Source organism: Lysinibacillus sp. AR18-8, from assembly GCF_001705465.1.
GTDB classification, from domain to species: domain Bacteria; phylum Bacillota; class Bacilli; order Bacillales_A; family Planococcaceae; genus Lysinibacillus; species Lysinibacillus capsici.
The window spans coordinates 63,979-84,819 of record NZ_MDGU01000019.1 but is presented as its reverse complement, the minus strand read 5'-3'; the positions used below and the strand labels follow the sequence as shown (position 1 = coordinate 84,819).

21 protein-coding genes are annotated in these 20,841 nt (G+C 38.4%); all 21 read left to right on the top strand.

Annotation, left to right across the window (positions count from 1 at the left end):
- The first annotated feature begins 17 nt into the window (after positions 1–17).
- Positions 18–971, top strand: a complete 954-nt coding sequence (gene fabD, locus BFM98_RS15430) for an ACP S-malonyltransferase (RefSeq protein ID WP_004269419.1) — start codon at positions 18–20, stop codon at positions 969–971.
- Entirely contained in the window at positions 964–1,710 is a 747-nt protein-coding gene (gene fabG, locus BFM98_RS15425; protein ID WP_004269418.1) for a 3-oxoacyl-[acyl-carrier-protein] reductase, read from the top strand. The genes fabD and fabG overlap by 8 nt, the downstream gene beginning before the upstream one ends.
- A 58-nt stretch (positions 1,711–1,768) precedes the next feature.
- Positions 1,769–2,005, top strand: a complete 237-nt coding sequence (acpP, locus tag BFM98_RS15420) for an acyl carrier protein (RefSeq protein WP_009371143.1) — start codon at positions 1,769–1,771, stop codon at positions 2,003–2,005.
- A gap of 388 nt (positions 2,006–2,393) precedes the next feature.
- Positions 2,394–3,158 carry a ribonuclease III gene (gene rnc / locus BFM98_RS15415; protein WP_012293239.1) on the top strand — a complete coding sequence of 255 codons (765 nt, stop codon included), beginning with the start codon at positions 2,394–2,396 and terminating at the stop codon, positions 3,156–3,158.
- A 3-nt stretch (positions 3,159–3,161) separates the two neighbouring features.
- Positions 3,162–6,743 (top strand): chromosome segregation protein SMC, encoded by a 3,582-nt coding sequence (gene smc, locus BFM98_RS15410; protein ID WP_066037822.1) that lies wholly within the window; start codon positions 3,162–3,164, stop codon positions 6,741–6,743.
- Positions 6,740–8,017 (top strand): signal recognition particle-docking protein FtsY, encoded by a 1,278-nt coding sequence (gene ftsY / locus BFM98_RS15405; protein ID WP_066037821.1) that lies wholly within the window; start codon positions 6,740–6,742, stop codon positions 8,015–8,017. Before smc ends, ftsY begins: the two co-directional genes overlap by 4 nt.
- Before the next feature lie 297 nt (positions 8,018–8,314).
- Positions 8,315–8,650: a putative DNA-binding protein gene (locus BFM98_RS15400; protein ID WP_048391643.1), complete on the top strand. Its 336-nt coding sequence runs from the start codon at positions 8,315–8,317 to the stop codon at positions 8,648–8,650.
- A 12-nt stretch (positions 8,651–8,662) separates the two neighbouring features.
- Positions 8,663–10,021, top strand: a complete 1,359-nt coding sequence (ffh, locus tag BFM98_RS15395; RefSeq protein ID WP_048391641.1) for a signal recognition particle protein — start codon at positions 8,663–8,665, stop codon at positions 10,019–10,021.
- A gap of 94 nt (positions 10,022–10,115) precedes the next feature.
- A complete protein-coding gene (gene rpsP, locus BFM98_RS15390; RefSeq protein ID WP_004269411.1) occupies positions 10,116–10,388 on the top strand; it encodes a 30S ribosomal protein S16 in 273 nt (90 codons plus the stop codon).
- A 15-nt stretch (positions 10,389–10,403) separates the two neighbouring features.
- The gene (locus tag BFM98_RS15385) at positions 10,404–10,637 is read left to right on the top strand and encodes a KH domain-containing protein (RefSeq protein WP_004269410.1); all 234 of its coding nucleotides are present in this window, start codon (positions 10,404–10,406) and stop codon (positions 10,635–10,637) included.
- Positions 10,638–11,009: 372 nt separating this feature from the next.
- Positions 11,010–11,525 carry a ribosome maturation factor RimM gene (gene rimM / locus BFM98_RS15380; RefSeq protein ID WP_066037820.1) on the top strand — a complete coding sequence of 172 codons (516 nt, stop codon included), beginning with the start codon at positions 11,010–11,012 and terminating at the stop codon, positions 11,523–11,525.
- Positions 11,525–12,262, top strand: coding sequence for a tRNA (guanosine(37)-N1)-methyltransferase TrmD (gene trmD, locus BFM98_RS15375; RefSeq protein WP_066037837.1), 738 nt, complete (start codon positions 11,525–11,527; stop codon positions 12,260–12,262). Before rimM ends, trmD begins: the two co-directional genes overlap by 1 nt.
- 115 nt (positions 12,263–12,377) lie before the next feature.
- Positions 12,378–12,722, top strand: a complete 345-nt coding sequence (gene rplS, locus BFM98_RS15370) for a 50S ribosomal protein L19 (protein WP_004269407.1) — start codon at positions 12,378–12,380, stop codon at positions 12,720–12,722.
- A 105-nt stretch (positions 12,723–12,827) separates the two neighbouring features.
- Positions 12,828–13,397, top strand: coding sequence for a signal peptidase I (gene lepB, locus BFM98_RS15365; protein ID WP_048391637.1), 570 nt, complete (start codon positions 12,828–12,830; stop codon positions 13,395–13,397).
- A 57-nt stretch (positions 13,398–13,454) separates the two neighbouring features.
- A complete protein-coding gene (gene ylqF, locus BFM98_RS15360; protein WP_066037819.1) occupies positions 13,455–14,330 on the top strand; it encodes a ribosome biogenesis GTPase YlqF in 876 nt (291 codons plus the stop codon).
- 164 nt (positions 14,331–14,494) lie between these two features.
- Positions 14,495–15,256, top strand: coding sequence for a ribonuclease HII (locus BFM98_RS15355; RefSeq protein WP_066037818.1), 762 nt, complete (start codon positions 14,495–14,497; stop codon positions 15,254–15,256).
- Between the two features lie 56 nt (positions 15,257–15,312).
- A complete protein-coding gene (locus BFM98_RS15350; RefSeq protein WP_066037817.1) occupies positions 15,313–17,202 on the top strand; it encodes a hypothetical protein in 1,890 nt (629 codons plus the stop codon).
- A complete protein-coding gene (locus tag BFM98_RS15345; RefSeq protein ID WP_048391628.1) occupies positions 17,199–17,501 on the top strand; it encodes an EscU/YscU/HrcU family type III secretion system export apparatus switch protein in 303 nt (100 codons plus the stop codon). Before BFM98_RS15350 ends, BFM98_RS15345 begins: the two co-directional genes overlap by 4 nt.
- A gap of 162 nt (positions 17,502–17,663) precedes the next feature.
- Entirely contained in the window at positions 17,664–18,824 is a 1,161-nt protein-coding gene (gene sucC, locus BFM98_RS15340; RefSeq protein WP_036080495.1) for an ADP-forming succinate--CoA ligase subunit beta, read from the top strand.
- A gap of 17 nt (positions 18,825–18,841) precedes the next feature.
- Complete coding sequence (gene sucD, locus BFM98_RS15335; RefSeq protein WP_004229280.1) at positions 18,842–19,744, top strand: succinate--CoA ligase subunit alpha; 903 nt, start codon at positions 18,842–18,844, stop codon at positions 19,742–19,744.
- 198 nt (positions 19,745–19,942) lie between these two features.
- The gene (gene dprA, locus BFM98_RS15330; RefSeq protein WP_054550511.1) at positions 19,943–20,839 is read left to right on the top strand and encodes a DNA-processing protein DprA; all 897 of its coding nucleotides are present in this window, start codon (positions 19,943–19,945) and stop codon (positions 20,837–20,839) included.
- The last annotated feature ends 2 nt before the right edge of the window (positions 20,840–20,841 follow it).

Here is a 20,841-nt window from a genome sequence, read left to right as displayed (position 1 = left end):
CAAAGGGGATTATTCAAATGACAAAAATAGCATTTATTTTTCCAGGACAGGGTTCACAAGTAGTTGGAATGGGTCAAGAGTTTGTTGAAAATGCTGCAGAAAGTAAAGCATTTTATGATCGCGCAGATCAAGCTCTTCAATTTGAATTATCTAAATTAATGTTAGAAGGTCCAGCAGAAGAGTTAACACTGACATATCATGCACAGCCAGCGCTACTTACTACTGGTGTAATGGTGGCTGAAAAGTTACGCGCAGCAGGTATTCAACCACACTACGCAGCGGGTCATTCACTTGGAGAATATGGTGCATTGGTGTTAGCAGGTGTTATGTCATTTGATGATGCTGTGTCAATCGTGCATAAACGAGGTCTTTATATGAATGAAGCTGTGCCAGCAGGTCAAGGCGCAATGGCAGCAATTTTAGGAATGGAACTAGAGGCATTGAACGAGGTAACAGAGCAGGTATCAGCATCAGGTGACTCTGTTCAGGTGGCTAATGTGAATTGTCCAGGACAAATTGTTATTTCGGGCACTAAAGAAGGTGTGGATAAAGCAAGTGTTGCTGCCAAAGAAGCTGGTGCAAAACGAGCAATACCTTTAGTTGTAAGTGGTCCCTTCCACTCTGATTTAATGCGTCCATCTTCAGAGAAACTGCAAGCAGCATTGGCAGAGATTTCTTTATCTGCACCTGAAATTCCTGTAATTGGCAATGTGATGGCGAAGGAATTAAAAGATGTAGCAGCAATACAACAAGAGCTAGTTGAACAGGTATACAGTGCTGTTCAATGGGAAGCTTCTATGCGTGAAATGCTTGCGCAAGGTGTTGACGTCTTTATCGAATGTGGACCTGGTAAAGTATTAAGCGGTCTCTTGAAAAAAATTGATCGCTCTGTTGCAACTTATTGTGTTTATGATGAAGCTTCGTTAGAAGCAGTTTTAGAAGCGTCGAAGGAGTGGTCAATTAATGCGTAAATTAGAAGGAAAAGTAGCTGTTGTAACAGGAGCTTCAAGAGGGATTGGACGTGCTATTGCTTTAAAGCTTGCAGAAGAAGGTGCTAAGGTTGTTGTGAACTATAGTGGCTCTCAGGCAAAAGCAGAAGAAGTAGTAGCGATGATTCAAGAAAACGGTGGCGAAGCAATTGCTGTACAAGCTAGCGTCTCTCAGACAGAAGAAGTGACAGCATTAATGGATGCTGCTGTGAAAACATACGGCTCCCTTGATATTTTAGTGAATAATGCTGGTATTACAAGAGATAACTTGATTATGCGTATGAAAGAAGACGAATGGGACGATGTATTAAATACGAACCTTAAAGGTGTTTTCCTTTGTACAAAAGCGGTCACACGTCAAATGATGAAGCAACGTGCAGGTCGCATTATTAACATTTCTTCCATCGTTGGTGTAGCGGGTAATGCTGGTCAAGCCAACTATGTTGCGGCTAAAGCAGGTGTTATTGGACTAACGAAAACGACGGCAAAGGAATTAGCTTCTCGTAATATTTTAGTTAATGCTATTGCACCAGGTTTTATCGAAACAGAAATGACAGAACAATTGCCAGAGGATATCAAACAAGGTATGCTAACACAGATTCCTCTTGCGAAACTTGGTCAGCCAGAGGATATCGCAAAAGCAGTAGCTTTCCTAGCATCGGAGGACGCAAATTATATGACTGGACAAACGCTTCATATTGATGGCGGTATGGTTATGTAATTTCAATTAGGCATATAAGCTGATTTTTTGTATAATCATTTGAGGGGAGGTGAATCATTTGTCTACAGTATTAGAACGCGTAACAAAAGTAATCGTGGACCGTTTAGGTGTGGAAGAAAGCGAAGTAACGCTAGAAGCTTCTTTCCGTGATGATTTAGGTGCTGACTCATTAGACGTAGTTGAGCTTGTAATGGAGCTTGAAGACGAATTCGATATGGAAATTTCTGATGAAGATGCTGAAAAAATCTCAACAGTAGGTACTGCAATCTCATACATCGAAAGTAAATTAAACTAATTTCGTTAAAACTTTATTTAGTGAAAATAGATCACCTCTAATGGTGTAATGGTCATCGTAATCATACAATGGTTTTATGGTAGCTTGAATAAAGTAGAAATTACTTTTTCTGCATTCCTTGTTTGAAGGAGCAGATTCAATGAATGAAGATGTATTTAAAGGGGACGAAATGGATCGGTTTTCGATCTATTAACGTCCCTTTTTTATGTTAAAAATCTAATGACCAGTCAGCTTCAAAATTCTCTCTAATGGGAGATGCATGCTGTATTAAGAGGAATTTTCGGAAAAATTTCCAAAACATTGTGTTTAAGCCGAAATACTTTTGCATAAACGCCCTGAAAAAGGTACACTAAAACGGTAGAAACTATTAGGAAGGCAGATTTGTTCAATGGCTATGAAAAGAAAAGGAACTATGCAGAAATCTGGCGTACTTCCTGAAAAAGTACGCAACCAATTTGAGCTGTTACAGCATGAATTAAATATCACATTTATTAATAAAAATTTATTGTATCAAGCATTCACGCATTCATCTTATGTGAATGAGCATCGCCGTAAATTATTTACGGATAATGAGCGTCTTGAATTTTTAGGAGACGCAGTACTTGAACTGTCTGTTTCTAAATATCTTTTTGAGAAATATCCAAATATGAGCGAGGGTGAGTTAACAAAGCTAAGAGCTTCCATTGTATGTGAGCCATCACTAGTGATATTTGCTAACGAGCTAGGCTTTGGACGCTTTGTATTACTTGGAAAAGGTGAGGAATTAACAGGTGGTCGGGAACGTCCAGCGCTGCTTGCAGATGTCTTTGAATCATTTGTAGGTGCACTCTATTTAGATCAAGATTTACAAACGGTCGTGTCATTTTTAGAACGAATCGTGTTCCCAAAAGTAGAAGTCGGTGCTTTTTCGCATGTGATGGATTTTAAAAGTCAATTGCAAGAAATGGTACAGCAAACGAATAATGGACTTCTTCATTATGAGATTATCGATGAAAAAGGCCCAGCACATAATCGTACCTTTGTATCAAGCGTATTATTAAATGGACAAGAGCTTGGTATTGGTCGTGGAAAGTCAAAAAAAGAAGCCGAGCAGCAAGCTGCACAATGTGCAATGCGGATGATGCGTGAAGAAGCTGCAAAAGAGGAGGCTTAATAGATGTTCCTAAAACGACTAGAAGTGATTGGCTTTAAATCTTTTGCGGAACGCATTGGAATTGATTTTGTACCTGGTGTTACAGCCGTTGTTGGACCAAATGGCAGTGGAAAAAGTAATGTCACAGATGCGATTCGTTGGGTACTTGGGGAGCAATCGGCAAAGTCGTTACGTGGAGCAAAGATGGAAGATGTTATTTTCGCTGGGAGTGACTCTCGTAAGCCACTCAACTTTGCAGAAGTAACACTTATTTTAGATAATACTGATGAGCAACTTGCTTTTTCTTATACAGAAGTCAGTGTAACAAGACGCGTATACCGTTCAGGTGATAGTGAATATTTATTAAATAACCAACAGTGTCGCCTGAAGGATATTACGGACTTGTTTATGGATTCAGGACTTGGGAAAGAGGCATTTTCAATTATCTCTCAAGGTCGTGTTGATGAAATTTTAAATAGTCGACCTGATGACCGTCGTTCTATTTTTGAAGAGGCAGCTGGCGTTTTAAAGTATAAAATAAGAAAGAAAAAAGCTGAGCATAAGCTTGTTGAGACAGATGAAAATTTGTATCGTGTATTAGACATTCTCCATGAATTAGACAACCGATTAGAGCCGCTTGAAATGCAGGCATCTAGTGCAAGAGATTATGTACAAATGTCTTCTGAACTAAAGGATTTTGATATTGCAATTCTTGTGCATGATTTTAAAAATTGTGCACAATCTTTGCATGCGCTTAAAGAGGAATTTACGAAGCTTTCTGCAACAGAGCTAGAACAAGCTCAAAATATTTCAATGATTGATAAACAGACCGCCAATATACGTAAGCTATTAAAAGATCTAGATGATTATTTGGATGTTTCGCAGGCTGAGCTTGTCAATGCCACTATGGAGGTAGAGCGTTGGGATGGTCGTAAGGCATTAATGGCTGAAAAACGCCAAAATGCATCGAATCAACTATTACAACTGAATACAACATTACAAGAGGCTAAGGCGGAAGTAGAATTACTCCTGGTTCAAGAACAGGAGAAAAAAGAAGTGTTCTCCGAGAAGCAACAAGCCGTATCAGTATTAAAGCAGAGCATCAAGCAGTTAGAACAATCATTAAATCGGTCTGTGACAGAAATCGAGGAAGAAATAGAAGACTATAAAAATCGATATATTGATTCATTAAATGAAGAAGCAACAGTCAAGAATGAATTAAAAAATATCGATCAGCAATTAGCTCAACAAAAGGCAATGGCGGCAAAAATGTCCGATCAAACAGATGAAATTGGACAAGAGCTTATGCAAATCATTGCTGAAAAAGAAAAGCTAGTGGTTGAACATGCTTTGACAACCAATGATTTACAGAAAAAATTAGAGCAATATGAAACCTTACAAATACAGTTGAAAAATGTCAATATTTCTTTTAGCGAAAAACAGGATATGTTGTACAAAGCGTATCAACACCAACAACAACTAAAGGCTAGAAAAGATACATTAGCTGAACTCGAAGCTGATTTTTCTGGGTTCTTCCAAGGTGTTAAAGAAGTCTTGCTTGCTCGAGATAAAGGTGATTTACAAGGTATTGAGGGTGCTGTAGCAGAGTTAATCCAAGTTGAAGGAAAGTATTCACAAGCGATTGAAACAGCTTTAGGTGCTGCCTCTCAACATATTGTCACAACCAATGAGCGAGATGCGCAACAGGCTATTCTCTGGTTAAAACAAAAACGGGCTGGACGTGCTACTTTTTTACCGAAAACAGTCATGAAATCACGCAAAATTAATCCAGGAACTATTCAGCTAGCAACTGAACATCCTGCCTTTGTTCAAATGGCAGATGCACTTGTCACTTTTAATGAAGATAATCGAACAATTGTTGAAAATCTATTAGGGAATGTCATCGTGGCATCAAATTTAGAAGGCGCAAGTCAAATTGCCCGATTATGTGGTTTCCGATACCGAGTTGTCACACTTGAAGGAGATATTGTTAATGCAGGGGGTTCCTTAACAGGTGGTGCACTGAAACAGCAATCCTCACTCTTTACAAGAAAAGCAGAGTTAGATGATTTAATCATTAAGCTAGAATCGTTACAGGCTTCCATTTATAGTGCTGAACAGGCTGTTGCAGCCGAAAAAGAGAAGCTTGCAGTACTGCGAGATCAAGTAGAGCAATTAAAGCTTGAAGGAGAGCAATTACGAAAAGATGAGATGCAACAGTCAAGTCGTATTCGTGAGCTAGAAGTCGTAGAAAAAAGCTTATCGGCTAGAGTAACCTTTGCTTCAACTGAAACAAAAGATGTAAAAACACGTGAGGAAGCATTGTTAACACAAAAGCAAGCAGCAGAGGAGCGCTTAAATACCCTTGCTGTAGAGCTTGTCGAAATCAATGAAACTGTCGAACAATTAAGTAAGGTAAAGTTACAGGGGGAGACAGAGAAAGATGTCTTACGAGAACAGCTTGCCGAAAAACGTTCACAGCTAGCGGTTATGCAAGAACAAATGTCACAAGTTCAAATTACGACTGCTGAACTGGCACTACAATTAAACAAAGCACAACAAAAAGTTAAAAATATTTCTCAGGAAATAATGTGGCTTCAATCTGATGAATCGACAAATCATTTAAGTGATGAAGAGGTCGAGGAACAGGTTGTGACATGGAAAGCAAGAAGAGATGCCTTACAAGAGACTATTTCTGAAAAGAAAGAGCAGAAAATAGGACAACAACAAGAACTCTCTACATTAGAAGAACAACTCAAGGAACTACAGCGTATTCATAAAGGATATCTTGAAGCAATTCGTGCCAATGAGTTAAAACGTAATCGTGTAGAATTTGAAATGGATAATTTTATCGAACAACTCGAAGAAAATTATCAGTTAACTTTCGAAGAGGCTGAGAAAGAAGCTCTGGCAATAGAAGATGAAGAGTTTGTGCGAAGACGTGTTAAATTGTTAAAAAGATCCATTGAAGAGCTAGGACCTGTTAATTTAAGTGCGATTGAGGAATATGATAGAGTACTAGAACGTCATACTTTCTTAACTGAACAACGAGAGGACTTGCTTGCTGCACAAGAAACATTACATGAAGCAATCAAAGAAATGGATGAAGAAATGACGATGCGCTTTAGTGAAACGTTTTATGCTATTAGAGAGCAATTTAAACGTGTTTTCCGTGAATTGTTTGGCGGGGGGCAAGCTGATTTGGTTTTAATTGACCCACAAAATTTATTGGAAACAGGTATTGAAATTGTTGCACAGCCTCCAGGAAAAAAATTACAGAATTTAAGTTTGCTTTCTGGTGGTGAGCGTGCACTTACGGCCATTGCTTTACTATTCTCCATCTTAAATATTCGACCTGTACCATTTTGTATTCTGGATGAAGTAGAGGCGGCTTTAGATGAAGCGAATGTTGTGCGTTATAGCCAATATTTGAAAAAGTTTAGTCTCGACACACAATTCATTGTGATTACTCATCGTAAAGGAACAATGGAGGGAGCTGATGTCTTGTATGGTATAACAATGCAAGAATCAGGTGTGTCGAAACTTGTATCAGTAAAACTAGAAGATGAACCCGTACTTGCGGAGCAAAGGAGCGAACAAGCATGAGTTTTTTTAAACGTTTAAAAGATAAATTAATGGGTAATCCAGCAGAGGAAGAGAAGCTAGACGCAACCGACAACGAACAGGAATCTGACCATTCGGAGCCAGAGTTTAAAGAATCAAACGAACCTGCTGCCATTGAAACCGTTGATCTAAAAGTGTCTGAACAAGATGAAGAATCACCAGAAATGGCGATTGTGAAAGAAGTCGAAGTGGAAGCCGAGCCCTCACCTGAAATAGAAGAAGCACAGCTAGATGTTCAGGAGCTAGCAGTAGTAGAGGATGAACCACTGGAAGAGAAAAAGCCTTCTGCTTGGTCAATAACACAAAAATTCAAGGCTGGCCTTGAAAAAACACGTAATTCTTTTACATCAAAAGTGAATGATCTTGTTGCACGCTATCGTAAAGTGGATGAGGATTTCTTTGAAGAATTAGAGGACTTACTATTACAGGCTGATGTTGGATTTGAAACAGTCATGGAACTCATGGATAAACTGCGTTATGAAGTGCAACGTAAAAATATTAAAGATACAAATGGCATTCAAGCTGTGATTTCTGAGAAGCTTGTAGAGATTTACGAGCAAGGTGAAGAAGATTTAATTGAACTAACTATGCAGCCAGATGGTGAATTAACTGTTATTCTATTTGTTGGTGTAAATGGTGTTGGGAAAACAACAACGATAGGTAAGCTAGCACACCGTTTAAAGTCTCAAGGAAAAACGGTTGTATTAGCTGCGGGTGATACGTTCCGTGCAGGTGCTATTGATCAATTACAAGTATGGGGAGATCGTGTTGGTTGTGAGGTTATTAAACAATCAGAAGGCTCTGACCCAGCAGCAGTTATGTATGATGCGATTCGTGCAGCAAAAAACAGAAAAGCGGATGTGTTGATTTGTGATACAGCGGGACGCTTGCAGAACAAAGTGAACCTAATGAATGAGCTTGAAAAAGTTCATCGTGTTATTTCACGTGAAATTCCAAATGCTCCACATGAAGTATTATTAGCATTAGATGCAACAACTGGCCAAAATGCGCTTGTTCAAGCACAAACATTTAAAGAGGCAACGAATGTGACAGGGATTGTTTTAACAAAGTTAGACGGTACTGCTAAAGGGGGTATTGTTCTTGCTATTCGTAACAAGCTGCACATTCCTGTAAAATTTGTGGGTCTTGGTGAGAAAATGGATGATTTACAGCCATTTGATGCAGAACGATATGTCTATGGACTATTTGCTGATGGTTTGGATAAGGAACTACAAAATAATGATGAAAACAGCTAACAGTGGCTGAATAGTTTTATATTGAATGCCATATATCTCTTTTCTATTCAGAAAGCAGGATGCTTAGTTTGCTTCAGCTTTTTTTGAACAAAATTGGATAAAGTGACACTGACACATAATAGATAAAAACGCTCGATTGTGTATAGGTGAATTGACTTGTTTAAAAGAGTAATACTAGCCAAAGGCAAAAAATGCCTGAAGCTGCAATTTAGGCTTTTAGACAAGGAGATTACCTTGACACAGACGGGCGCTTTTCGTTATGATACAAATGACTAATAGCGGGAGGAGAAACATTCGATGCTACTTGAAAAAACAACACGCATGAACTTTCTCTTCGACTTTTATCAAGCATTATTAACAGATAAGCAAAGAAGTTATATGGAGCTATACTATTTGGATGATAACTCTCTAGGAGAAATCGCTGAATCGTATGGTGTTTCACGCCAAGCTGTTTACGATAATATTCGTCGAACTGAAGCGATGCTTGAGGAATATGAAGAAAAATTATGTTTACTTGAAAAATTTCAACAACGTACCCAAATGCTGTCACAGCTAACACAGGGGATTACAGAAAAAAGTATGACAGCTGAAGAGCAGCTAGCACTTATTGAGCAGCTGAAAGAATGGGATTAGGAGGCGAAAGCAATGGCTTTTGAAGGATTAGCGGAACGACTCCAAGGAACGATCCAAAAGATTAAAGGCAAAGGAAAAGTGTCAGAGCAAGACGTTAAAGAAATGATGCGAGAAGTCCGATTTGCTTTAATCGAGGCGGATGTTAACTTAAAAGTAGTCAAAGAATTCGTGAAAAAGGTAAGTGAACGTGCTGTCGGTGTTGATGTTATGCAAAGTTTAACACCAGGTCAGCAAGTTATTAAAATTGTACAGGATGAACTAACAGAATTAATGGGGGGCGAACAAAGTCCCATTAAGTTTAATACGAAACCACCCACTGTCATTATGATGGTTGGTCTACAAGGTGCGGGTAAAACGACCACTACAGGTAAATTGGCAAATGTTCTACGAAAAAAATATAATCGTAAACCATTATTAGTTGCCGCTGACGTTTATCGTCCAGCAGCTGTCCAACAATTACAAACATTAGGAAAACAGTTATCACTACCTGTTTTTGCGCTAGGTACTGAGGTATCTCCTGTAGAAATTGCACGTCAGGCAATTGAATTGGCAAAGGAAGAGCATCATGATGTAGTGATTATTGATACAGCTGGTCGACTTCATATCGATGAAGACCTAATGCAAGAGTTAAAGGATATTCGTGCATTAAAAGAGCCAGATGAGGTTTTCCTAGTTGTTGATGCCATGACGGGTCAAGATGCAGTCAATGTAGCAGAAAGCTTTAATGAAGCAATCGGTATTACTGGGGTTGTTTTAACAAAACTTGACGGTGATACGCGTGGTGGTGCTGCATTATCTATCCGTTCTGTGACGCAAAAACCAATTAAATTTGTCGGGATGGGCGAAAAAATGGATGCGCTTGAACCATTCCATCCAGAGCGTATGGCGTCTCGTATATTAGGTATGGGCGATGTTCTGTCCCTTATCGAGAAAGCTCAGGCAAATGTAGATGAAGCCAAGGCAAAAGAATTAGAAGAAAAGTTTAAATCTCAAACATTTACTTTTGATGATTTTGTCGAGCAATTACAGCAAGTCAAGAAAATGGGCCCTCTTGATGAAATTTTAAAAATGCTACCAGGTGCTAACAAAATCAAAGGCTTAGATAATGTAAAAGTTGATGATAAGCAAATGGGGCGTGTAGAGGCCATTATTTACTCGATGACGCCTGCTGAAAAGACCAACCCAGAAATCATTAATGGTAGCCGTAAAAAGCGTATTGCGAAAGGCTCTGGGACATCTATTCAAGAGGTGAATCGTCTCATTAAACAATTCGATGAAATGAAAAAAATGATGAAACAAATGACTGGAATGGCAAGTGGTAAAGGGAAGAAAAAAATGAAATTACCAGGCTTTGATTCATTGTTTAAATAATAATTTTTAGGTGTTAAGAAAAAACACTTTACAAACAACCTAAACATTGATAATATACTATCTTGTGTGAAACTTATTCGGAGGTGCTATTAAAATGGCAGTTAAAATTCGCTTAAAACGTATGGGAGCTAAAAAATCTCCTTTCTATCGTATCGTAGTTGCAGACGCTCGTTCACCACGTGATGGTCGTCAAATCGAAACAGTTGGTACTTACAACCCACTAACTCAACCAGCTACTGTAAACATTGATGAAGAAAAAGCTCTTAAATGGTTAGCTGACGGTGCAAAACCATCAGATACAGTACGTAACCTGTTCTCAGAACAAGGTATCATGGAAAAATTCCATAACCAAAAATTCAGTAAATAATCGGGGGCGACGTCTTTGAAGCAGCTGATTGAAGCAATCGTTTTACCGTTAGTCGATTATCCAGAAGAAGTTCGTATTGAGACGGATGAAAATGCAAATCGAATTGTTTATAAACTTTTTGTTCATCCAGAGGATAGAGGGAAAGTCATAGGCAAGCAAGGGCGAGTAGCAAAAGCGATTCGTACAATTGTTTATTCAGCGGCAGGTAGTCACCATCAAAAGAAGACCTACGTCGATATATTGGATTAATAGAAAAGATTTTCACGCTCTTGCAACAAGTACTAGTGAGTCCTGATAGGTGTGTTTACATGTCGCTTAGGAGTTCAAAGTGGCCTTTTTGTATAAAGCGTAAAATCTGGACGAAAAAGGAGGGAGCTTGTAGGTTCCTTCCTTTTTTTATCTTTTTTAACATCAGCATATCGCTATAACTTCTGTTTAAGTGGAAATTAAAGCTTAAATAAGGAGTATAGATAAAGGATATTGCTTATATTATTGTTGACAAGACAAATGAGTCTTAGCTAAAACTACATTCTTCCAAAGCACATCTGCAAGAACGGAACCTTTTTTGGATGAGCCAGATGCATTGTGAAGATAAGCATGTTTTTTACGAGGTGAAATAGAATGGAATGGTTTAATGTAGGTCGAATTGTCAATACGCACGGTATTCGTGGTGAGGTACGTGTATTATCGACAACAGACTTTGAAGAAGAGCGTTTTGCAGTAGGAAATAAGCTTGCTGCCTTTAAAAAAGACGATAAGAAGCCAACCTGGGTAACGATTGACTCTATGCGTCGTCATAAAAACTTTATTTTATTAACTTTTGAAGGCATGAACAATATCAACTTGGTTGAGCCATTTAAAGAAGGCATGCTGAAAGTGACAAAAGATCAAATGACTGATGATCTTCTTGAAGAAAATGAGTTCTTTTTCCATGAAATAATAGGCTGCACAGTTATTTCTGAAGAGGGCGAGACAATCGGTATTGTAGCAGATATCCTGCAAACAGGGGCAAACGATGTATGGGTAGTGAAAGGGATTAAGAAAGAACACTATATCCCTTATATAGAAGATATCGTGAAAGATATTGATGTTATGGACAAAAAAATAGTCATTCATGTTATGGAAGGCTTATTATGATGAATATTCATGTATTGAGCCTGTTCCCTGATATGTTTTCAGGCGTTTTTGGTGCATCTATTTTAAAGAAGGCACAAGAAAAGGGAGCTGTAAATTTAGAGGTAACGGATATTCGTACATTTTCAGGGAACAAGCATAATCAGGTTGACGACTATCCATATGGTGGTGGTGCAGGTATGGTATTAAAGCCTGAACCAATGTTTAGTGCAGTAGAGGCTATAACTGCAGGGAAACAGCCACGTATCATATTAATGTGTCCTCAGGGCGAACGATTTACGCAGAAAAAAGCAGAGGAGTTAGCGCAGGAGACAGAGTTAGTGTTCTTATGTGGTCATTATGAAGGCTATGATGAGCGTATACGTCAGCATCTTGTGACAGACGAGATTTCCATTGGCGATTTTGTCTTAACAGGTGGAGAATTAGGCGCTATGACTGTTATTGATAGCGTAGTTAGATTGTTACCTGGTGTCTTAGGACAGGAGGATTCTCATATTCAAGATTCTTTTTCAACAGGTCTCCTTGAGCATCCACATTATACACGTCCTGCGGAGTTCCGTGGCATGAAGGTACCTGATGTTTTATTATCGGGGAATCATGCTAAAATTGAGCAATGGCGAGAGGAACAGTCGCTGAAAAGAACTTTTGAGCGCCGTCCTGACTTACTTGAGCAATACCCATTAACAGACAAGCAAAAATTGTATCTAGAAAAACTAAAAAACAATCGTCTAGATGCTTGATTGCCGAATCTATTTATGATAACATCTAATCTGTACTTCTATGTGAGTACTGAATTACGGTGTTCCGCTGTGGCATAGATTGCGTGCAAGAGCATCTGTCTAAGGAGAGAAAACAATGTCAAACATTATTGCAGAAATTACAAAATCTCAGCTTCGCTCTGATCTACCAACTTTCCGTCCTGGTGATACTGTTAAGGTACACGTGAAAGTAGTAGAGGGTACTCGTGAACGTATCCAAATTTTCGAAGGTGTAGTAATTAAACGTCGTGGTGGCGGAATTAGCGAAACTTTCACAGTTCGTAAAATTTCTTACGGTGTAGGTGTTGAGCGTACATTCCCTGTACACACACCAAAAATCGCTAACTTAGAAGTTGTACGTCGTGGTAAAGTACGTCGTGCTAAACTTTACTACCTACGTAACCTACGTGGTAAAGCTGCTCGTATTAAAGAAATTCGATAATTATGACTTAAAAGTGAGGGGCTTGTGTTCAAGCCTCTTTTCTTTTTGCTTGTCATCTTTATTCACTATCATCTAAAATGGTGTTAGACAAGGGGGCAATTCTCAATGGAAAAACAAGTGAAAGAAAAAAATGAATTATGGGAATGGACAAAAGCACTATTAATTGCATTTGCGATTGCTGCAGTTATTCGATATTTTTTATTTACACCCATTGCAGTTGATGGAGAGTCCATGATGCCAACCCTTGAAGATGGCGACCGAATGATTGTGAATAAAATTGGTTATAAAATAGGTGAGCCTAAACGTTTTGATATCGTTGTATTTCATGCACCTGAACAAAAAAATTACATAAAGCGTGTAATTGGATTGCCAGGAGATACATTAGAGTATAAGGATGATCAATTGTATATAAATGGTGAGCCAATTGAAGAACCCTATTTAGATGCCTATAAAGCGCAAATCACAGAGGGAACTTTAACAGAAGATTTCACCTTAAATGACATTGATGTTTCCTTGGATAGCAATACCATTCCTGAGGGGTATATCTTTGTTATGGGAGATAATCGTCGATATAGTAAAGACAGTCGACATATTGGTCTTGTTAACCAAAAAGAAATTATCGGTAATACTAGTCTGATTTTCTGGCCATTTAGTGATATAAAAATTGTAAAGTAATGTAAGAAAGGGAGAGCATAATCACTCCCTTTTTCTTTTAGTTTAGGAGGTATAGCTGTGACGATACAATGGTTTCCAGGGCATATGGCTAAAGCCCGACGTGAAGTAACTGAAAAATTAAAGCTTGTCGATATTATCTTTGAATTAATAGATGCACGTTTACCGCTATCCTCACGTAATCCGATGATTGACGAAGTCATTAACCAAAAACCTCGTCTTTTGATCTTAAATAAAGCGGATATGGCAGATGAACAAGAAACACGGAAATGGGTAGAGTATTTTGCAAAGCGTGGCCATCAAGCAGTAGCCATTAACTCACTTGAGGGGAAGGGCTTACAGCAAGTCACAAAAGCGGCACAAGATATTTTAAAAGAAAAATTTGATCGCATGAAAGCAAGAGGAATGAAGCCTAGAGCTATTCGTGCCATGATTGTGGGTATTCCAAACGTGGGAAAATCCACATTAATTAATCGCTTAGCGAAAAAAAATATCGCTAAAACGGGCAATACACCAGGTGTGACAAAGGCACAGCAATGGATCAAAGTTGGTAAAGAGCTTGAACTATTGGATACACCAGGTATTTTATGGCCAAAGTTTGAGGATCAAGAAGTAGGCTTTAAATTAGCTTTAACTGGTGCTATTAAGGATACTATTACAAATATGGAAGACCTAGCTGTCTATGGATTACGCTTCTTATCTAATCATTATCCAAAGCGTATGGAAGAGCGTTACGGTCTTGAGTTTATCCATGAGGAGTTAGTGGATACTTTTGACCATATTGGTAAGCTGCGTCGTGTATTTGGTCCTGGTGGAGAAATAGATTATGATCAAGTAGCTCAACTAATTGTTCGAGATATCCGTGGATTACAATTAGGTAAACTTACCTTTGATTTTGTGGATGAACAGTTAGAAAAGGAAACTGAACAATTATAAGTATTTAAAACTGTCACACGTTCTTTTGTGACAGTTTTTCTTTTAGGAATACATTTTTTAACCGATAATGACTATAGAGAGGAAAATAGTTTTCAAGTTAAAGAGACTACATAATAACTGAACATGATATAGTTTGAATGAATAGAAGCAAGAAGGAGTACACAATGAAAACGATTAAGGAAATTACAACTGCATTGAAAGCTGCTGAGGAATGGCAAGATTGGATGAAAGAAGTTGCAGCCGATGAAAGAGCAGGTGTACAAAAGGCATGGCTAACTTGGCAAAAGAGACAAGATAAAAAACATCAATTACTGCAAGAGCATCAAAAAAAAGTTACATTCGATTTAAGCTATGGGGGAACAGATACATTTATTGCGGGTGTAGATGAAGCAGGAAGAGGACCACTAGCAGGACCAGTCGTAACGGCAGCAGTAATTTTACCGACAAATTGTGAGGCACTTGTTGGTCTGAATGACTCAAAGCAATTATCGAAGGATAAACGAAACGGCTTTGCTACATTAATTAAAGAGCATGCCATAAGCTATTTTATTCATTTTCAATCTGCCCAACAAATTGATGAACTGAATATATATGAGGCAACAAAACAATCTATGAAGGTAAGTGTTGAATCATTGTCAACGAAGCCGAATGTTGTTTTAGTAGATGCTATGACATTACCTATTACAATTCCTCAAGATTCGATTATAAAAGGAGATGCTAAGAGCTTAGCGATAGCAGCTGCATCCATTTTAGCTAAAACGGCACGGGATGAGTATATGGAGCAATTAGACGAGGAATTTCCAATGTATGGCTTTGCGCAACATGCAGGGTATGGGACTAAGCAACATTTAAAAGCGTTAGAAGAATTTGGACCGACTATTCACCATCGTAAATCATTTGAACCAATAAAATCTATGTTTTCATAAAGCTAAAAAACGGTAGACAATTACACAAAGGAGTAATTGATGAAAGGAGTATGTATATGACAGCCACATCATTTAATCCAATTCAGATGCAGCAAAATGCAATGACTTCGACAAATCAACCACTTGCTTTAAAACAAGGACAAGTATTTCATGGAACAATTAAGCAATTATATCCAGATCAAATGGCAGAAATACAAGTAGGTAATCAAAAATTTATAGCTAAACTCGAAGTGCCGTTAAAAGCTGGGGATGCCCATTTCTTTCAGGTAACAGGGACAAATCCACAAACGGAATTGAAAATAGTGACTGGACCGATGGCGCAGGCATCTACACCGAGTCAGCAAATTAATCAGTTATTAGAATCCATGAATTTGCCAAAATCTGCAGAAATGCAGCAATTATTAGGGCATTTTATGAAAGCGCAGCTACCAATTTCTAAAGAGCAAATGCTGCAAGCTGAAATGTGGTTAAAGGCATTGCCAGAGGGTATATCAAAAGTAGATGCTCTACAAACCATTCAAAAAATGATAGAGCTTAAAATGCCTATGATAAACGATGTGTTTCAAGCATTGATGAGTGGTCAAAAGACATCTGGTATGACCGCTATCATGGATAACTTTGCTCAGCTTTTAGCGAAGGATACAACCCTATCTGAGTCATTGAGGCAAAATTTAATGCAACAAGTACAAGCGATTGCTAAGCCCTTTGAAGTAGAAACAGGAAGTGCAGTACTTGCAAGGCTTTTACAAAGTTTAACGAATAGTGCTGCGACAATGAATGAAAAAATGCAAGCTTTATCAATGCTAAAAGAGTCGGGGATTCTTCCCCAGCAGGCTACATTGCAAAACTGGTCAAAAATGAATGAAGCAAAAGCCTTTCAGCCAATACAGCAAGCTGGTCAAGTTATTCAAACCATTCTTGCTACAAAGCCAGAAAATGCTAGACAACTGGTGGAACAGCTTAAATCATGGACCGAAAGTCAAAATTTATTAACGAATGAGCAAAAACAGCAAATCAATCAGCTTGTGGATCGTTTTAATCAGCTACCAGTATCAAAACAAACGCTAGATGTTTTTGCTAAACAAATGCAGGATCAGTTATTAAAAGCTTTTACTCAAAATACAGCTGATCGTTTATTTACACAGGATGCCCACACACTTTCGATGAAAGATCATTTGTTATCCTTATTTAAACAAGAGGCCAATTCTCCTTCACAGTCTGAGGCACTCATGCGCAATCTGGTGAAAAATAGTATTGATTCTTCGCAACCATTTATACAGCAAGTTGTGACACAAGCAGAAGCACTAGTACAAAATTCAATGGATAGTAAAGCGATGGAACATGCACTTAAAACGGTGTTGAAAAATTTAGGAATTAGCTACGAGGCTACACTCGGAAACAAGTCGGCTGATTTACACATGATTGCGCATCAGCTAAAGCCACAGCTCCATACATTATTGCAGGAAACTAATATACCACCTCAAATGAAGGAAGCGGCAGAGATGCTTATGACGCGTATGAATGGAATGCAGTTATCTTCAGGAGAAAATGGTCATCAACATCAGCTCATCATGCAAGTTCCACTTGAATTTTTTGGCAAGAAGATGGATGCAACCTTACAATGGAATGGTCGCATGAAAGATAATGGCAAAATTGATGCAAACTATGCACGCGTATTATTTTATTTACAAATGGCATCTATGCAAGAAACAGTGATTGATATGCAGGTTCAAAATAGAGTTGTCACAGTAACGGTCTTTAATGAAAATTCGGAAATTCAATCACTTGCTGAGCCGTTGAAGGCTGCTTTAAAAATTGGACTGGCTGAAAAAAATTATCAACTTTCAGGTGTGTTTATTAAACAATTTGATAAAGGGCAAACGGAAAAAGTAGGTCCTGTAGTAGAACAGCGAGAGGAGCAGAGTGGGGTGGATATCCGCGTATGAGCGAAGAAAAACTTACTCGAAAAGAGGCAATTGCGCTTACGTATAAGCTTGGTCAATTTGATAGTCCCACTGTTGTAGCAAAGGGAAAAGGGAAAATTGCCGAGAACATTTTGGCAAGAGCAAATGAGCATAATGTGCCGATTTATGAGGATCCTAACCTTGTGCAGTTACTTGGTCAATTAGATTTAAATGAGTCTATTCCTGAAGAATTATATCAGGCAGTAGCAGAAGTTTTCGCATTTATTTATCGTTTGGATCAGCAACATGCGCAAAAATATAGAAAAAATGAATTATTCTGATTATTTTTACAAGCTGTTTTAGTACACAAAATAGAAAAAAGCGTCATAATAAGAGAGAAAATTCGAACTAAAGACAAAGTGTAGACTTTATCAGAATCTTTCGTTAGAATAGTCTATGTTAGTAAAACAATTCTATGCAAATGTTTGATGGGAGGATGTATTATGAATATCCATGAATATCAAGGGAAAGAGATTCTGAGAAAATATGGTGTAGCTGTACCAAACGGAAAAGTTGCTTTTTCCCCTGATGAAGCAGTAAAAGTAGCGAAGGAACTTGGCTCAAACGTAACAGTAGTCAAGGCGCAAATCCATGCAGGTGGACGCGGTAAAGCAGGCGGTGTCAAAATCGCTAAAAACCTTGACGAGGTGCGCACATACGCAAAAGAGTTATTAGGAAAAATTTTAGTGACTCATCAAACAGGTCCAGAAGGAAAAGAAGTAAAACGTTTGTATATTGAAGAGGGTTCTGATATCCAAAAAGAATACTATTTAAGTCTAGTATTAGACCGTGCCACATCTCGTGTAACAGTGATGGGATCTGAAGAAGGCGGTATGGATATTGAAGAAGTAGCAGAAACAAATCCAGAAAAAATCTTCAAAGAAGTTGTAGATCCTGTAGTTGGATTAACAAGCTTCCAAGCACGTCGTATGGCGTTTAATATGAATATTCCAGCAAACCTTGTAGGGAAAGCTGTTAAATTAATGTTAGGCTTATATCAAGCATTTATCGACAAAGATGCATCAATTGTAGAAATTAATCCACTTGTTGTAACTGGACAAGGCGAAGTAGTAGCATTAGATGCTAAATTCAATTTTGATGCCAATGCATTATATCGACATAAGGATATTGTCGAATTACGCGATTTTGACGAAGAAGATGCAAAAGAAATCGAAGCTTCGAAATATGACCTAAGCTATATTTCATTAGATGGAAATATTGGCTGTATGGTTAACGGTGCTGGTCTTGCAATGGCAACGATGGATACAATTAGTTATTATGGCGGAAGCCCTGCTAACTTCCTAGATGTAGGGGGCGGTGCAACAGCTGAAAAAGTAACAGAGGCTTTCAAAATTATCCTTTCTGATCCAAACGTAAAAGGCATTTTCGTAAACATCTTTGGTGGAATTATGAAGTGTAACATTATTGCTGAGGGTGTTGTAACGGCTGCTAAAGAGATTGGTTTAGCTGTGCCATTAGTTGTACGCTTAGAAGGTACAAATGTTGAACTTGGAAAAGAAATTTTAAATGCATCTGGTTTAAACATCGTTGCAGCGGATTCAATGGCTGACGGTGCACAAAAAATTGTGGGACTAGTAGGCTAAGGAAGGCAGGGAGAACAATGGCTGTATTTATTAACAAAGATACGAAGGTAATTGTACAAGGGATTACGGGCGAAACAGCTCTTTTCCATACGAAGCAAATGCTTGAGTATGGTACTAAAATCGTAGCAGGTGTAACACCAGGTAAAGGTGGACTTGAAATCGAGGGAGTTCCTGTTTTCAATACAGTAGCAGAAGCTGTAGCTGCAACAGGTGCTACAACTTCAGTTATCTATGTACCTGCACCATTTGCGGCAGATGCAATTTTAGAAGCTGTTGATGCTGAATTAGAATTAACAATCTGTATCACAGAGCATATTCCTGTCCTTGATATGGTTAAGGTTAAACGTTATATGGAAGGTAAAAACACTCGACTAGTAGGTCCAAACTGTCCAGGTGTTATTACAGCTGATGAATGTAAAATTGGTATCATGCCTGGTTATATTCATACAAAAGGCCATGTAGGAGTTGTTTCTCGTTCTGGTACATTAACATATGAAGCAGTACACCAATTAACACAAGCTGGAATTGGTCAAACAACTGCAGTAGGTATTGGTGGAGACCCTGTCAACGGTACAAACTTCATTGATGTACTTGAAGCCTTTAATAATGATCCAGAAACATACGCAGTTGTTATGATTGGTGAAATCGGTGGTACAGCTGAGGAAGAAGCAGCGGCATGGATTAAGGCAAATATGACAAAACCTGTTGTAGGCTTTATTGGTGGACAAACTGCACCTCCTGGCAAACGTATGGGTCACGCTGGTGCTATCATTTCTGGTGGTAAAGGAACAGCAGCTGAGAAAATTAAAGCAATGAACGAAGCTGGTATTGAAGTTGCAGAAACACCTTCTGTAATTGGTGAAACATTGATTAAAGTAATTAAAGAAAAAGGGCTATACGAAAAGTGTAAAACCCATTAAAATGGAAGATGTAGCCATTACGGCTACATCTTTTTCATTATTTATACACTGTTTATCATACTTCATTCAACAATTACCTACTTACTTATGAAGAAATCAACAATTTTGTGGCAGATGTTATAAATAATAATGCAATGTTGTGTTGAAAACTATCATGCGGTCATTTAATTTCTTCTATTATAAAAGGAGGTTTATTGAATGATTCTCGCAGTAGATACGCAGAGATTACTAGCCTTACATTATGTGTACCCATTACCACTACAGAAACTTCAGCAATTGTTGTCCCCTGTGAATATTTTAAGCTCTTTTGAAGACATTCATTATGACGACCTCGCAAAAGTTTTACAAATATCGGCACAAAAAGCACATCAACTTTCTCAGCGCTTTCGACAAATTATGACAACACCACTTGAAGAGGCCTATGCACGGGCTAATATATTCCCCATCCCGTTTTATCATCCCTATTTCCCGGCGCAATTATTTGAAATATCAAGTCCACCTACTGTATTGTATGTGAAAGGTCAATATTCCCTGTTAACAAACAAAAAACAGATAGCTATTATAGGCTCTAGGAAGGCGACAGCGTATTCAAAAAGAGCGATAGACTTAATTGTCCCGCCGCTTATTCAACGTGATTATACGGTTGTTAGTGGGCTTGCAAGAGGTGCAGATACAATGGCACATAGGGCGACTATCGATATGGGCGGTCATACAATAGCTGTGCTTGGACATGGTTTTAATTATCTCTATCCATCAGAAAACCGCATTCTTGCTACGCAAATGGCAGAGCACCAGTTATTAATGACAGAATATCCTCCTCATATGAAGCCTGAAAAATGGCATTTCCCAATGCGTAACCGAATCATTAGTGGTTTATCTCAAGCATTAGTTGTGACAGAAGCGGCATTAAAAAGTGGCACGCTTATTACAACAGAGCTTGCATTAGAGCAAGGAAAAGATGTGTTTGTGGTGCCAGGACCTATAGACGCAACGCAATCAAAAGGGACAAATCAATTGCTTTTTGAAGGAGCAATTCCCATAGTGAATGGTCATCAAATCATTGAAACATTAGACCTCTTTTCTAACAAAAATTGAAA